Genomic DNA, 13,758 nt, shown 5'->3' on the forward strand with positions numbered 1-13,758 from the left:
TGCATTCAAATTGGAGTGCTAGTCCCCCCATGCTTCACGAGGACGTCGTCGGCCGTATCCGGGCCATCCTGCTCGATGGCGAAATTCCGCCTGGCGCGCGGATTCCCGAACGCGAGCTATGTGAACGGCTCGAGATCTCGCGCACGCCGCTGCGCGAGGCACTCAAGGTGCTGGCCGCCGAAGGCCTCGTGCAGTTGCTGCCGCATCGCGGCTCGCGCGCGGCAAAGCTGACCGACAAGGACATGCGCGACCTGTTCGAGGTCTGCCAGGGCCTGGAGGCCCTCGCCGGCGAGCTCGCCTGCGAACGCATCACGGACGCCGAGATCGACGAGATCGCCGCCGCGCATGCGGCCATGGTGCTGCATTATCGCGACGGCGATCTGATCCAGTACTACCGCGGCAATCGCGCCATCCACGAGGCCATCGTCACCGCAGCCGGAAATCCCGTGCTCGCGGGGCTCTACACATCAGTGACAGCGCGCATCCGGCGCGCGCGCTACGTCACGCCGATGACGCCGCAGCGCTGGGCGCTCGCCGTGAAGGAGCATGACGCCATCCTGAACGCGCTCCAGCGCCGCGACGGCCTCGGCCTCTCCCACATTTTGCGCGCGCATCTCCGCCACAAGCGCGAAGAGGTCTTGCAGGCGGGCTTTGCCGAGACCGAGGGAAGTGAGCCGGCGCTGCGTATTGCGTGAATGGCGACACGGCAGGGGAGCCGCGCGCTGCCCTGAAAGTGTGCAACCCTCTGTGGCCCCACAATCACACGACCCGGAAATCGCCGATCGGGCCGCCGCTGGCAGGGATCGCCGATAGTCCGCCGATGGCGAAACAGCTAGGTATTTCCCGTCTGGAATTTTTGGCGATTCATTGCATCGGGGCGCCCTGTGGCATTGGAAATTGGGGTTGGCAGCTCGCGTCTGACGTGGTGGGCGATCTCCCTCAAGGCGCTGTTGGCGAGCACCGCATTGACGGCCGCGGCAGCGGTCATGACCACGATCGCGATCTCCGGTCAGGCCGCGGCGCAGACCTGGAACGGGGGACCCGGCCAGTGGAACGCAGGCTCGAGCTGGACGCCGGGCACTGTTCCAAACGCGGTCGACGCTGTTGCGATGTTCAACTTCGTAACGGCGAACGTCACCTACTCGCTCGATCTGACCGGCGGCCCGTTCACCATCGGCACACTGAATCTGAACGCTACGGTTGCGAACGGCAATTTCGGGTTCAACAGCGGCACGCTAATCATGCAGACCAGCGCGGGCTCGGCTGCGATCAATGTGCAGTCGAATCCTCATCCGATCCTGCCCGGCGACATCACCCCTGGCGCAACCCTTGAGCTCGCGTCCAATACCGTCATCACGACCGCGTCCGCGACTGCGGAGTTCCGGGTCGACAACGGCGGCCTGGTGACCGGTCCCGGCAGCTTGACCGTGGCAGGCCCCGGCGCCGTGGCTCTGAACAGCGCCAACACCTATGCGGGCGGCACCACGGTCACCGGCGGGACGCTGACCGGCGGCCACGCGACTGCCGGTGCGATCGACGCCTTCGGCGCCGGCGCCATCACCATGAGCGGCGGCACATTGCGCACGACCGCCACGGGGACGCTCGCGAACGATATCACCTTCACTGCCGCCACGAGCTCGACATTGTCGGCAGCAGCCGGCACAACCCTGTTGGCCGCGGGCGGCATGAACGTGGCCGCCGCTCATGTGCAGTTCGGATCCGCAACGGATACGGGAACCGTGCAATTGCAGCTCGCGGTCGGCACGTCCGTAAGCATCTTTACGACGCTCGCAGTCAACGGCGGCACGTTGCAGGCAACCGACACCGTATTGTCGTTTCTCACAGGCAACGCCGGCTCAACGACGGTGGCCGCAGGCGCGGTCCTCGATTACAACGACCAAACCAGCGTCATCCGCAACCTGCTTGGGGCAGGAACGGTGAACACCGGGTCCAATGCCGCGACCAACATCACCATTATCGATGGCAATTTCGGTGGCGTCATCCAAGGCGCCGGGCGCCTGAGCCTGAGCTTCGGCGTCTCCGGCACCGTGACGTTGACCGGCGCCAACACCTACACCGGTGGGACCGCCATTAATGCTGGCCATACGTTGCAGCTCGGCAATGGCGGCACGACCGGTTCGATCGTCGGCAATGTCGTCAACAACGGCACCCTCGCCATCAATCGCTCGAATCTCTTGACCTTTGGGGGTGTCATCAGCGGCAGCGGCGCATTGCAGAAGAGTGGCGGCGGCCTCACGTGGCTGACGGCAACCAACTCCTACACAGGGGCAACAACAGTCGATGGCGGCCTACTGTTTGTCGATGGGTCGATTGCGTCGTCGGTCCTGACCACCGTGACGGCAAATGGTGCGTTGGGCGGCAACGGTACTGTGGGCGCCACCCAAATCAACACGGGTGGAGGTCTGACGCCGGGCAGCGCTACGCCAGGAACGTCCCTGACCCTGGCAAGCCTCGCCATGCAGTCCGGGGCGCAGTATTTTGTCTATGCGAACCCTACGACCTCGACATTTGCCAACGTGACCGGCAATGCGGCCATTGGCGGTGCCAGCGTCGTCGCAACCTTTGCCGCCGGCTCGTACGTTGCCAAGCAGTACACCATCCTCACTGCCGGCAGCATTACCGGCGCGTTCGATCCGACGATCTCCAATCATGGCTTGCCGGCCGGCTTTCACACCAGCCTGAGCTATGACGCAACCGCAACCCACGCCTATCTGAACCTTACGCTGGATTTCGTGCCTCCGTCCGGCAACCTGAACGGCAATCAGCAGAATGTCGGCAACGCGATCATCAACTATTTCAACAGCAACGGCACCATCCCGATGGTGTTCGGCAGCCTGACGCCCGCCGGCCTGACCCAGCTCTCCGGCGAGGTCGGCAGCGCACCGCAGCAGGCGACCTTCAACGCGATGAACCAGTTCATGGGGGTGATGACAGATCCGTTCATCGCGGGCCGCGGCGATCCGGTCGGTGCGGGCGGCACGCCGAATGCTTATACGGATGAGACAGCCCTCGCCTACGCGCGCAAGCGCAAGCCGAACGACGCGCTGGCTGCGATCTACACCAAGGCGCCGATCGCAGCGGCGTTCGAGCAGCGCTGGAGCGTCTGGGCGGCGGGCTTCGGCGGGGCGCAGCAGACCGACGGCCGCACCGTCGTCGGGTCCAACACCACCACAAGCAACCTCTACGGCACCGCTGTCGGCGCGGATTATCGCATTTCCCGGGATACGCTGGTCGGCTTCGCGCTCGCCGGCGGCGGCACCAACTTCACCGTGGCGAATGCGCTCGGCGGCGGCCGTGCCGACCTGTTCCAGGCCGGCGCCTTCTTCCGGCACATCATCGGGCCTGCCTACATCACCGGCGCGCTGGCCTATGGCTGGCAGGACATCACGACCGATCGCACCGTGACGGTTGCCGGCGTCGATCGTCTGCGCGCCGAGTTCAACGCCAACACATATTCCGGCCGGCTCGAAGGCGGCTATCGGTTCGTCACGCAGGGCGTGGGCCTCACGCCTTACGCCGCAGCGCAGTTCACGACGTTCGACCTGCCGGCCTACGCCGAGCAGGTGATCGTCGGTAGCAACCAGTTCGCGCTGGCCTATGGCGCCAAGAGCATCACCGACACCCGCAGCGAGCTCGGCCTGCGCACCGATAAATCCTTCGCCCAGGCCGACGGCATCGTCACCCTGCGCGGACGGCTCGCCTGGGCGCATGACTTCAATCCGGACCGCGTCATCGGTGCGACGTTCCAGTCGCTGCCCGGCGCGAGCTTCGTCGTGAACGGCGCGGCGATGGCCCCGGACTCGGCGCTGGTGACGGGATCGGTCGAGAAGAAGTGGCTGAACGGCTGGTCGGCCGCCGGCACGTTCGAGGGCGAGTTCTCGAGCGTCACGCGCTCCTACGCGGGCAAAGGCGTGGTCCGATACGCCTGGTGATGTCGGCTGCCGGCGTTTGGCGGAGACGGCGCCGTCCTGACATCGCGTGCTGCGCCTCGCAGCGCCAAATCAATTCCCCTTGCTAGCTTGTCCGAACCGGCGCAGGATTCCGCCACCGTTCTGCGGCCGCACGGCCGATCAGGCCGGTCGCAACGCGCGAACAATCGCGCAAAATAAAAGACAAAAGCGAGGAACGCATGACAATCGATGTCTCCCGTCGGTCTCTTCTCACGCTCGGAGCGGGCCTTGGTGCCAGCGCCATGCTCGGCACCAGTGCGATGGCGCGGGCACCCAAGCTCGGCACTCAGACGCCCTACTGGCATCGCTTCGTTCTCGGCGATGCCGAGGTCACCGTCGTGTCCGACGGCCCGCTGCCGCTCGGCGATCCCTCCGGAACCTTCACCGGCGTTCCCAAGGAAGAGGTGAAGAAGATGCTGGCGGACAATTTCCTGTCGCCGGATAACGTCGTGCTCGAACAGAACTCGCCGATCGTGAAGACCGGCGACAAGCTCATCCTGTTCGATACCGGCATGGGCTCATCGAAGATGTTCGGCGCCAGCACCGGCCGGCAACAGAAGAGCATGACCGAGGCCGGCATCAAGCCCGGGGACATCGATGCCGTCGTGTGCTCGCATGCCCATATCGACCATATCGGAGGCATCGTCGACGAAGGCGGCAAGCCGCTGTTTCCGAACGCGCAGATCTACATCTCGCAGACCGATTTCGACTTCTGGACCGACGAAGGCAAGCTCGGCAGCCCGGCCAAGGACTTCGTCGTTCACGCCCGCAAGAACCTGCTGCCGGTCCGCGACCGGATCGTGTTCTTCAAGGATGGTCAGGAATTCCTGCCGGGGGTGCAGGCGATCGCCGCGCCCGGTCACACCGTCGGCCACACCATCTTCTTGGTGTCGTCGGCCGGCAAGTCCTTCGCCTTCCTCGGCGACCTCTCGCACCATTCCGTGCTGCTGCTCGAGCGGCCGCGCATGGAATTCTCCTACGACACCGATCCGAAGCAGGCCGCGGAATCGCGCGTCAAACTGCTGACGATGCTTGCGGCCAACAAGACCCCGGTGATGTCCTATCACTTCGCCTGGCCGGGCTACGGCCATGTCGCCAAGGCCGGTGAAGGCTTCCACTATTATCCCGAACCGATGCAGATGACCTTGTAGCTCGTCAGGTCCGGGCGGCGCGCGCGCCGCCCGGACCATGACTGCTCCTATTCCGCGGGCTCCGCGACCCCAGGAAGATTCGCAGTGGCAACGTCCGCCCGGGCACCGGGGAATATCCGCTTCACCAGCACGAACAGCGCTGGCACGAAGAAGATGCCGAGCACGGTTGCCGCGATCATGCCGCCGGCGACACCGATGCCGACCGCATTCTGGCTGGCCGAGCCCGCCCCTGTCGCCACCGCCAGCGGCAACACGCCGAGGATGAAGGCGAGTGACGTCATCAGGATCGGGCGCAGGCGCTGACGTGACGCGTGCAGCGTGGCATCGACGAGGCTCCGGCCGGCCGCGATCTGCTCCAGCGCGAATTCGACGATCAGGATCGCGTTCTTCGAGGCAAGGCCGATCGTCGTGAGCAGACCGACCTGGAAATAGACGTCGTTGGCCTGGCTGAACAGCGTCGCCGCGAGCAGCGCGCCGAGCACGCCGATCGGCACCGTCAGCATCACCGCGAACGGGACCGACCAGCTCTCGTAGAGTGCCGCAAGGCTCAGGAAGACGATCAGCAGCGAGATCGAATAGAGATACAGCGTCTGGCTGCCGGTGAGCCGTTCCTGGAACGACAATCCGGTCCATTCGTGGCCATAGCCCTTGGGCAGCCTGGCCATCTGCTCCTCCACCGCCTGCATGGCGACGCCCGAACTGATGCCCGGCCCCGCCTGCCCCTGCAACTCGACGGCGGCAACGCCGTTGTAGCGCTCGAGGCGCGGCGAGCCAAAGCTCCAGCGATCGGTGGCGACCGCCGAGAACGGCACCATCGAGCCGGAGGCGTTGCGCACATACCAGCGGCCGATGTCGCTGGTATCCATGCGGAACGGTGCATCGCTCTGCACGTAGACTTGCTTGACCCGGCCGCGGTCGATGAAGTCGTTGACATAGGCCCCGCCCCAGGCCGCCGACAATGTGGTGTTGAGATCGCTGAGGTTGACGCCGAGCGCCGTGGCCTTGGCCTGATCGACGTCGAGGTTGAATTGCGGCGTGTCGTCCTGACCGTTCGGCCGGGCCTGCGCCACGCGCTTGTCCGCCGCGAGCTGCCCGAGCAGCTGGTTGCGCGCCTGGATCAGCGCCTCGTGACCGTTGCCGCCGGTGTCCTGGAGATAGACGTCGAAGCCGCCGGCATTGCCGAAGCCGGGGATCGACGGCGGCAGCACCGCGAACACCATGGCGTCGCGGATTTTCATGAACGCCCCCATGGCACGGCCGGCCACGGCCTGCGCCGAGGCCGCAGGACTCTTGCGCTCGTCGAACGGCTTCAGGCTGACGAAGGCGAGGCCGACATTCTGCCCCTGCCCCGCGAAGCTGAAGCCGCTGACCGCGAACACGCCGTCGACGGCATCCTTCTCGTTGTCGAGATATTGATGCTCGACCTGCTTGATCACGTCGAGCGTACGCGTCGACGTCGCGCCGACCGGGAGCTGGATCAGGGTCATGATCGTGCCCTGGTCCTCGTCGGGCAGGAACGAGCTCGGCAGCCGCTGGAACAGCACGACCATGGCGGCGACGATCGCCGCGAAGGCCATCATCATCCCGGCGCTGCGCCTGATCGCGGCGCCCGCGGTGCGCTGATAGCCGTCGGCCATGCGGTCGAAGCCGCGGTTGAACAGGCCGAAGAAGCCGCGCTGCGCGCCATGGTGTTGCGGCGGCTTCAGGATCGTGACGCACAAAGCCGGCGTCAGGATCAGCGCGACCAGCACCGACAGCAGCATCGCCGTGACGATGGTGAGCGCGAACTGCCGGTAGATGATGCCGACCGAGCCGTTGAAGAACGCCATCGGGATGAAGACGGCCGAGAGCACGACGCCGATCCCGACCAGGGCCCCGGTGATCTCGCGCATGGATTTCTCGGTCGCCTCGCGCGGGCTAAGCTGCTCCTCGGCCATCACGCGCTCGACGTTTTCGACCACGACGATGGCATCATCGACCAGGAGGCCGATCGCCAGCACCATCGCGAACATCGTCAGCGTATTGATGGAATAGCCGGCGAGCGAGAGCACGCCGAAGGTCCCGAGCAGCACCACCGGCACGGCAATGGTCGGAATGATGGTGGCGCGCCAGCTCTGCAGGAACACGAACATCACGACGAAGACCAGCGCGATCGCCTCGAACAGCGTGTGGATCACCTTCTCGATCGACAGCTTGACGAAGGGCGTGGTGTCGTAGGGGTAGACGACGCGGAGCCCCTCCGGCATGGTGGCGCTGAGCTGGGCAACGCGCGCCTTCACCGCTTCCGAGGACGCGACCGCATTGGCGCCGGTCGCAAGGCTGATGCCCATGCCCGCGGCCGGCTTGCCGTTGTAGCGCGCCGCGGAATCATAGGACTTCGAACCGAGCTCGACCCGCGCGACGTCGCCGATCCGGACCGTCTGACCAGTGGCCGTGCGCAGGATGATGTCCTTGAACTGCTCGACCGTCTGCAGGCGGCTCTGCGAGGTGATGGTGGCATTGAGCTGCTGGCCGCCGACAGACGGCAGGCCGCCGAGCTGGCCGGCGGTCACCTGCGTGTTCTGGGTCTGGATTGCCGCGGTCACGTCGCCGGGCATCAGATTGTATTTGGCCAGCTTGTCGGGATCGAGCCAGATGCGCATGGCGTATTCGGCGCCGAACAACGTCACCTGCCCGACGCCGGCAACGCGACTGATCGGATCGTTGACCGAGGAGGCGACGTAGTCGGCGATGTCGCTGGCGGCAAGCCGACCGTCCTCGGAGACGAAACCCAGCACCATCAAGAAGCTCGCCGAGGACTTCACGACCTTGATGCCCTGCTGCTGCACGACCTGCGGCAGCAGCGGAGTTGCAAGCTGCAGCTTGTTCTGCACCTGCACCTGGGCGATGTCGGCATCGGCCTCGTTGGTGAAGGTCAGCGAGATCTGCACTTGGCCCGTCGAGGTGCTCGACGACGACATGTATTGCAGATAGTCGAGGCCGGTCATGTTCTGCTCGATGACCTTGGTCACCGAGTTCTCCGCGGTCTCGGCATTGGCGCCGGGATAGGTCGCCGTGATCGTGACGACGGTCGGCGCGATCTGCGGATATTGCGCGATCGGCAGCCGCATGATCGCGAGCACGCCGCCCAGCATGATCAGGATGGCGATGACCCAGGCGAAGATCGGCCGCTTGATGAAGAAATGGGACATGACGGTTACTGCTCGGCTGTGGCGGCCGCAGGCCGCGCGTCGGCCTGCCGCGTCGGATTCACGGCAAGACCGGTTGCGGGATCGACCGCGACCTCGAGGGTCTTGACCGGCGCGCCGGGGCGAGCCTTCTGCGTTCCCTCGACGACCAGGCGGTCGCCCGCCTTGGCGCCGGAGCGCACCAGCCAGTTGCTGCCGACGTCCTCTCCGAGTTCCAGCGTCCGCTGCTCGACCTTGCCGTCCTTGTCGACGAACATCGCCACCGCCTGCCCCAGCGGATTACGCGAGACCGCCCGCTGCGGCACCAGGATCGCGGCCGTGTCCACGCCGGCGACGACGCGGGCGCGCACATACATGCCCGGCAGCAGCGCCCGCTCGGGATTGGCGAAGACCGCGCGCGACGAGACCGAGCCGGTGCTCTCGTTGACACTGGCATCGGTGAAGCCGTACTTGCCCTTGTGGCCGTAAGCCCTGCCGCTCTCCATCAAGAGCTCGACCTGCACGCCTTCGGCAGGACGCTTGAGCCGGCCACTGGCGATCTGGTTGCGCAGGCGTTCCATCTCGGAGGTCGACTGATCGAGGTCGACATAGACAGGGTCGAGCTGCTGGATCGTCGTCATCGCGGTCGCCTGGCTGGCGGTGACCAGCGCACCGGGCGTGATGCTCGACTTGCCGATCCGGCCCGAGATCGAGGCCGTGACCTTGGTGCGATCCAGCGAGATCGCAGCCGTGTCGCGGTTGGCCTCCGCCGCCTTCACGTCGGCCTCGCCCTGCTTGTAGGCGGCGACCGCATCGTCGACATCCTGCTGGCTCGCCGCATTGGTTTGCAGAAGCTGGGTCTTGCGCGCGGCCTTGAGCTTGACGCTGACGAGCGTTGCCTCCGACCTCTGCACCGCGGCCTCGGCGCTGGCCAAGCCCGCCTTGTACTGCACCGGATCGATCTCATAGAGCAGGTCGCCTTCCCTGACCTCGGCGCCTTCCACGAAGTCGCGCTTGAGCAGAATGCCCGTGACCTGCGGCCGGACCTCGGAAACCTGGTAGGCGACGACGCGGCCCGGCAGCACCGTCGAGATTTTCGCTTCCTGCGGTTTCAGGGTCATGATGCCGACCTCCGGCACCATCTGCTGCAATGCCGCTTGCGGGTTCTGCTCCCCGCAAGCGGCAAGCAGCAGGGCAATCAAGGGAACAGCGCGGACGATCGGAGGACGCATGATGACGATCCATGGGTAAGTTGCGGCCCCTGAAGGGCATCGCGCACGGAAACACTTGGAAACTATTCAGTTTCCATTGGGAACTTGGTAGTTTCCTTCCCTGAAGTCAAGTGCTAGGCTGCCTGCACAACGGCGTTCAAGCAGTCGTGAAGCAGCTCAAATTCAAGCGGGTACATCCATGGCGAAAGAAGCCAGCAGTCAGAGGCGCATTGCTCCGCCGTCGGAGCGGACCAAGCCGACCGTGGGCCCCGCCCCCGACGCTCGCATGACGCAATTGCTGGCGGCGGCGAAGGACACCTTCACCAGCAAAGGGTTTGCCGCGACGACGATGGACGACATCGCCGGTGCCGCCGGGATGTCGAAGAAGACGCTCTACAAATTGTTCGAGAGCAAGACCGAGCTGTTCCGCGCCATGCTGCTGCGCAGCTTGCCGGAAGCCGATTACGCAGACACCCCTTCGGAAGGATCACCAGTGATCCGGCTTCGAAACATGCTGCGCGAGGCGGCCAACGTCGCGCTGTCGCCTGGCGAGATCGCCCTGCAGCGTTTGATCATCGGTGAACGTCAGGCGTCCCCGGAGCTGGGGCGTATGTTCGCCGAGGTCATCATGGAAAGCGGCACGGAGCATATCGTCGAGCTACTGAAGGCAGTTCGCCTGGAGCCCCGTTTTGAGGGCGTGCCGCTCCGCCTCATTGCCGAAATGCTGTTCGGCATGGTGTTCAGCCACGATCATTTCAGGCTGCTGACAGACACCGCATTCAAGTTCAATCGCCGCGCCCTGGACCGGCGGATCGATCTTGCCATTGCAACCTTCTGTGCGGCCGACGAATAAGCGTGAGCCGCCTCGCTCGGCTTGGAAGAAGGTCAGCAGCCGAGCCTATCGGCGATCCCGCCAAAGTCCTTGGCGACGATGTCCCACTTGCCGGTGGCTTCGAAATCGACCTTCTGGAGCGGACCGTACTCCGTCGGCCGTGCGACGAACGCGGTCTTCAGGCCGTTCTTCTGCGCCGCCGCGAGATCGCCGTTGTGGGCGGCGACCATCATCACCTCCTCCGGCTTGAGGCAGAGCAGCTTTGCTGCGCCCAGATAGGTTTCCGGATCGGGCTTGTAGTGCTCGAACAGCTCGGCCGACATGACGAGATCCCACGGCAGGCCGGCAAACTTCGCCATGTTGGTGAGCAGCGCGACATTGCCGTTCGATAGCGGCGAGATCACGAATTTCGACTTCAGCCGGGTGAGGCCCGCGACGCTGTCTGGCCAGGGATTGAGGCGATGCCAGCCCTTGGTGAGATAATCGAGATCGGCGTCAGTGAGGCCCTTGATCGCGAACTGCGCGACCAGCTTCTCCAGCGAGCGGCGGTGCAGATCATCCAGCATGACATAGCCGCGCTCGGGATGTTTGCGCACGTCATCCATCGAGGCCATGTACATGCCGCGCCAGCCATCGACGAGCGCCGTCCAGTCGGCACTGATGCCGCGCTGCCTGCTCCACCACATGAAGTCGGTGATGAGGCTGGTGCGCCAGTCCACAACCGTGCCGAAGACGTCGAAGACAAGGGCTTTGACGGCGGAGAGTTCGGACATGGCGCTTCCCGTGATTGTTCTTATTGTCATTCCGGGATGCGCCGTTAGGCGCAGGCCCGGAATCCATACTCCCGATCGTGGTTATGGATTCCGGGCTCGACGCTTTGCGTCGCCCCGGAATGACGGGCAGTTGTTATGCCCTACTCAATCCAGATGGAACTTCGCAAGCTCGCGATGCTCGGCCTTGATGTAGCGCACCGTGCCGGTGACGGAGCGCATCACCACCGTCTCGGTCTCGATCACGCCGTCCTTGCGGAACTTGACGCCCGAGAGCAGCGAGCCCGTGGTGACGCCGGTGGCGGCGAACAGGCAGTCGCCGCGCGCCATGTCCTCGATGCCGTAGATCATCTTGGGATCGTTGACGCCCATCTTGGCGGCGCGTTCACGCTTCTCGTCGGAATCGAGGATGAGACGGCACTGCATCTGGCCGCCGATGCAGCGCAGCGCCACGGCCGCGAGCACGCCTTCCGGCGCGCCGCCGGTGCCGAGATACATGTCGACGCCGGTGTTATCGGGGTCGGCGCAATGGATCACGCCGGCCACGTCGCCGTCGGTGATCAGGCGCACGGCGGCGCCGGTCGAGCGCACGCTCTCGATGATGCTGGCATGGCGCGGACGATCGAGCACCAGAACCGTGATGCCGTCGGGCTGGACACCCTTGGCCTTGGCGAGACGGCGGACGTTGTCGGCCGGCGTTGCATCGAGATCGACGACGCCCTTGTTGTAGCCCGGCCCGATCGCGAGCTTCTGCATGTAGACGTCGGGGGCGTGCAGCAGCGTACCGCCGTCGGCCATCGCCATGGTGGCAATCGAGCCCGGCATGTTCTTGGCGCACAGCGTGGTGCCTTCGAGCGGATCGACCGCGATGTCGACCTGCGGGCCGGCGTTCAAGCCGACCTTCTCGCCGATGAAGAGCATCGGCGCCTCGTCGCGCTCGCCCTCGCCGATCACGATGGTGCCCTCGATCGGGAGCTTGTTGAGCTCGCGGCGCATCGCATCCACCGCAGCCTGGTCGGCCGCTTTCTCGTTGCCGTGCCCGCGCAGCCGCGCCGACGACACCGCCGCCCGCTCCGTCACCCGCACGATCTCCAGCGTGAGGATGCGCTCGAGCAACGCGTGCGGGGGGACTGAAATATGGGTCGACATCGGCTCACTCCTTCGAAACGGTTTTGGACAGAAGTCTCTGCCCGCATCAACTCTCAACGCCCACGGTTCGTTCGTTCAAACCGCCTCATTGTTTCAGCATGACCTTTCCGGAAAACCGCTTCGCACCTTGTGCTGGCGCGGTCCTTCGGATCCGGGACATGCTCAGTTCTTCTCGATCCGGATCACCTGCGGCCGTCCGCTGATCACCTTGTCCTTCTGCACGGCGGCGAGCGCGCGGCGCACCGCGTCCTCGTGCGTCGCATAGGTGATCAGGATGACGGGCACAGGAACCGCCTTGCCGTCGGCTGGCGCAGCGCCGCCATTGGGATGACGCTGCACGATCGACTCGATCGAAATCTTCTGCTCTGCCAGCCGCGTCGCGATCGCAGCCGCGGTGCCGGGGAAATCGCGCGCCAGAAGGCGGATGTAATAGCCGCCCTCGTGCCGCTCCATCGGCGCCTTCTTGGTGTCGCGCAAATGAGAAATGGGCCGGCCGAACGGATTGGCGCGGATTCCGCGCGCGACATCGGCGATATCGGCGACGACGGCGGATGCCGTCGCGGCACCGCCGGCGCCGGGGCCGACCAGCGTGATCGGCGGAATGCCCTCGCCGTCGATTGTGACCGCATTGGTGACGCCCATCACCTGCGCGATCGAGGAGGATTTCGGAACCATGGTCGGATGCACGCGCTGCTCGATGCCCTTGGCGGTGCGCACCGCAACGCCGAGCAGCTTGACGCGGTAGCCGAGATCGGCCGCCGCCCGCAGATCTTCCGGCGCGATGGAGGAGATGCCTTCGACATACACCGCGCTTTGAGCAACTTTCGTGCCGAAAGCGAGGCTGGCGAGAATGGCGAGTTTTTGCGCGGTGTCATGGCCGTCGACGTCGAAGGACGGGTTGGCCTCGGCATAACCGAGCCGCTGCGCATCCGCGAGGCATTCGGCGAAGGACAGGCCTTCCTGCTCCATCCGGGTCAGGATGTAATTGCAGGTGCCGTTGAGGATGCCATAGACGCGGTTGATGCCGGTTCCGGCAAGACCCTCGCGCAACGTCTTGATGACGGGGATCGCGGCGCCGACGGCTGCCTCGTAATTCAGCGCACCGCTGTGCTTTTCAGCGGCCTTTGCCAGTTTCAAACCGTGCTTCGCGAGCAGCGCCTTGTTGGCCGTGACCACTGACTTGCCGGCGCTGAGCGCGGCCTCGACCGCCGACAGCGCGGGATCGCCGGCGCCGCCCATCAGCTCGACGAAGCAATCGATGCCCGGATGCGTGGCCAGCGCCAACGGATCCTTGACCCATTCGACGCCGCGCAGGTCGATGCCGCGCTTCTTCGCCTTCGAGCGCGCGGTGACGGCGACGACGCGGATACCGCGGCCGCTGCGGCCTGCGAGCACGCGGGCCTGCGTTTCAATCAAACGGACAACTTCGGCGCCCACGGTGCCGAGCCCCGCTATGCCCACTTTCAGGGGTGCAACCATGATGACTTAGAAAACCTGCCGAAGAGAA

The 13,758-nt window shown here is 65.2% G+C and carries 10 protein-coding genes; 4 read left to right on the top strand and 6 right to left on the bottom strand.

What is annotated here, in order from left to right; translation table 11 throughout:
• Nucleotides 1–29 precede the first annotated feature (29 nt).
• On the top strand, nucleotides 30–695 hold the full coding sequence (locus tag XI03_RS09135) for a GntR family transcriptional regulator (protein ID WP_271591923.1): 666 nt from the start codon (nucleotides 30–32) through the stop codon (nucleotides 693–695).
• A gap of 137 nt (nucleotides 696–832) precedes the next feature.
• Here XI03_RS09135 and XI03_RS09140 read toward each other — a convergent pair whose 3' ends face one another.
• Nucleotides 833–988, bottom strand: coding sequence for a hypothetical protein (locus XI03_RS09140; RefSeq protein WP_271591924.1), 156 nt, complete (start codon nucleotides 986–988; stop codon nucleotides 833–835).
• On the opposite strand from XI03_RS09140, the gene XI03_RS09145 reads away from it, so the two are divergent.
• Both XI03_RS09145 and XI03_RS09150 read left to right on the top strand, forming a co-directional pair.
• Nucleotides 987–3,953 (top strand): autotransporter outer membrane beta-barrel domain-containing protein, encoded by a 2,967-nt coding sequence (locus tag XI03_RS09145; protein WP_271591925.1) that lies wholly within the window; start codon nucleotides 987–989, stop codon nucleotides 3,951–3,953. The two genes, XI03_RS09140 and XI03_RS09145, sit on opposite strands and share 2 nt — an antisense overlap.
• A 197-nt stretch (nucleotides 3,954–4,150) precedes the next feature.
• The gene (locus tag XI03_RS09150) at nucleotides 4,151–5,122 is read left to right on the top strand and encodes an MBL fold metallo-hydrolase (protein ID WP_271591926.1); all 972 of its coding nucleotides are present in this window, start codon (nucleotides 4,151–4,153) and stop codon (nucleotides 5,120–5,122) included.
• 47 nt (nucleotides 5,123–5,169) lie between these two features.
• On the opposite strand, the gene XI03_RS09155 is transcribed toward XI03_RS09150, so the two are convergent.
• Nucleotides 5,170–8,313 carry an efflux RND transporter permease subunit gene (locus XI03_RS09155; protein ID WP_271591927.1) on the bottom strand — a complete coding sequence of 1,048 codons (3,144 nt, stop codon included), beginning with the start codon at nucleotides 8,311–8,313 and terminating at the stop codon, nucleotides 5,170–5,172.
• Nucleotides 8,314–8,318: 5 nt separating this feature from the next.
• Nucleotides 8,319–9,521 carry an efflux RND transporter periplasmic adaptor subunit gene (locus XI03_RS09160; RefSeq protein ID WP_271591928.1) on the bottom strand — a complete coding sequence of 401 codons (1,203 nt, stop codon included), beginning with the start codon at nucleotides 9,519–9,521 and terminating at the stop codon, nucleotides 8,319–8,321.
• A 178-nt stretch (nucleotides 9,522–9,699) separates the two neighbouring features.
• Here XI03_RS09160 and XI03_RS09165 point away from each other — a divergent pair, with 178 nt between their 5' ends.
• Complete coding sequence (locus XI03_RS09165) at nucleotides 9,700–10,353, top strand: TetR/AcrR family transcriptional regulator (protein WP_240536261.1); 654 nt, start codon at nucleotides 9,700–9,702, stop codon at nucleotides 10,351–10,353.
• Nucleotides 10,354–10,385: 32 nt separating this feature from the next.
• Here the strand turns inward: XI03_RS09165 and XI03_RS09170 are convergent, their stop codons facing one another.
• The 3 genes from XI03_RS09170 to XI03_RS09180 form a co-directional block, all read right to left on the bottom strand.
• A complete protein-coding gene (locus XI03_RS09170) occupies nucleotides 10,386–11,105 on the bottom strand; it encodes a haloacid dehalogenase type II (RefSeq protein ID WP_038970214.1) in 720 nt (239 codons plus the stop codon).
• 144 nt (nucleotides 11,106–11,249) lie between these two features.
• Nucleotides 11,250–12,251 carry a class II fructose-bisphosphatase gene (gene glpX, locus XI03_RS09175; RefSeq protein ID WP_018323059.1) on the bottom strand — a complete coding sequence of 334 codons (1,002 nt, stop codon included), beginning with the start codon at nucleotides 12,249–12,251 and terminating at the stop codon, nucleotides 11,250–11,252.
• A 162-nt stretch (nucleotides 12,252–12,413) separates the two neighbouring features.
• Entirely contained in the window at nucleotides 12,414–13,730 is a 1,317-nt protein-coding gene (locus XI03_RS09180) for a homoserine dehydrogenase (protein WP_028144801.1), read from the bottom strand.
• Between the last annotated feature and the right edge of the window lie 28 nt (nucleotides 13,731–13,758).

It is taken from the genome of Bradyrhizobium sp. CCBAU 65884, assembly GCF_028128835.1.
GTDB lineage: Bacteria > Pseudomonadota > Alphaproteobacteria > Rhizobiales > Xanthobacteraceae > Bradyrhizobium > Bradyrhizobium ottawaense.

Coding starts and splice junctions, on each gene's coding strand:
- XI03_RS09135 (WP_271591923.1), top strand. CDS start 30: ATGCTTCACGAGGACGTCGTCGGCCGTATCCGGGCCATCCTGCTCGAT.
- XI03_RS09145 (WP_271591925.1), top strand. CDS start 987: ATGACCACGATCGCGATCTCCGGTCAGGCCGCGGCGCAGACCTGGAAC.
- XI03_RS09140 (WP_271591924.1), bottom strand. CDS start 988: ATGACCGCTGCCGCGGCCGTCAATGCGGTGCTCGCCAACAGCGCCTTG.
- XI03_RS09150 (WP_271591926.1), top strand. CDS start 4,151: ATGACAATCGATGTCTCCCGTCGGTCTCTTCTCACGCTCGGAGCGGGC.
- XI03_RS09155 (WP_271591927.1), bottom strand. CDS start 8,313: ATGTCCCATTTCTTCATCAAGCGGCCGATCTTCGCCTGGGTCATCGCC.
- XI03_RS09160 (WP_271591928.1), bottom strand. CDS start 9,521: ATGCGTCCTCCGATCGTCCGCGCTGTTCCCTTGATTGCCCTGCTGCTT.
- XI03_RS09165 (WP_240536261.1), top strand. CDS start 9,700: ATGGCGAAAGAAGCCAGCAGTCAGAGGCGCATTGCTCCGCCGTCGGAG.
- XI03_RS09170 (WP_038970214.1), bottom strand. CDS start 11,105: ATGTCCGAACTCTCCGCCGTCAAAGCCCTTGTCTTCGACGTCTTCGGC.
- glpX (WP_018323059.1), bottom strand. CDS start 12,251: ATGTCGACCCATATTTCAGTCCCCCCGCACGCGTTGCTCGAGCGCATC.
- XI03_RS09180 (WP_028144801.1), bottom strand. CDS start 13,730: ATGGTTGCACCCCTGAAAGTGGGCATAGCGGGGCTCGGCACCGTGGGC.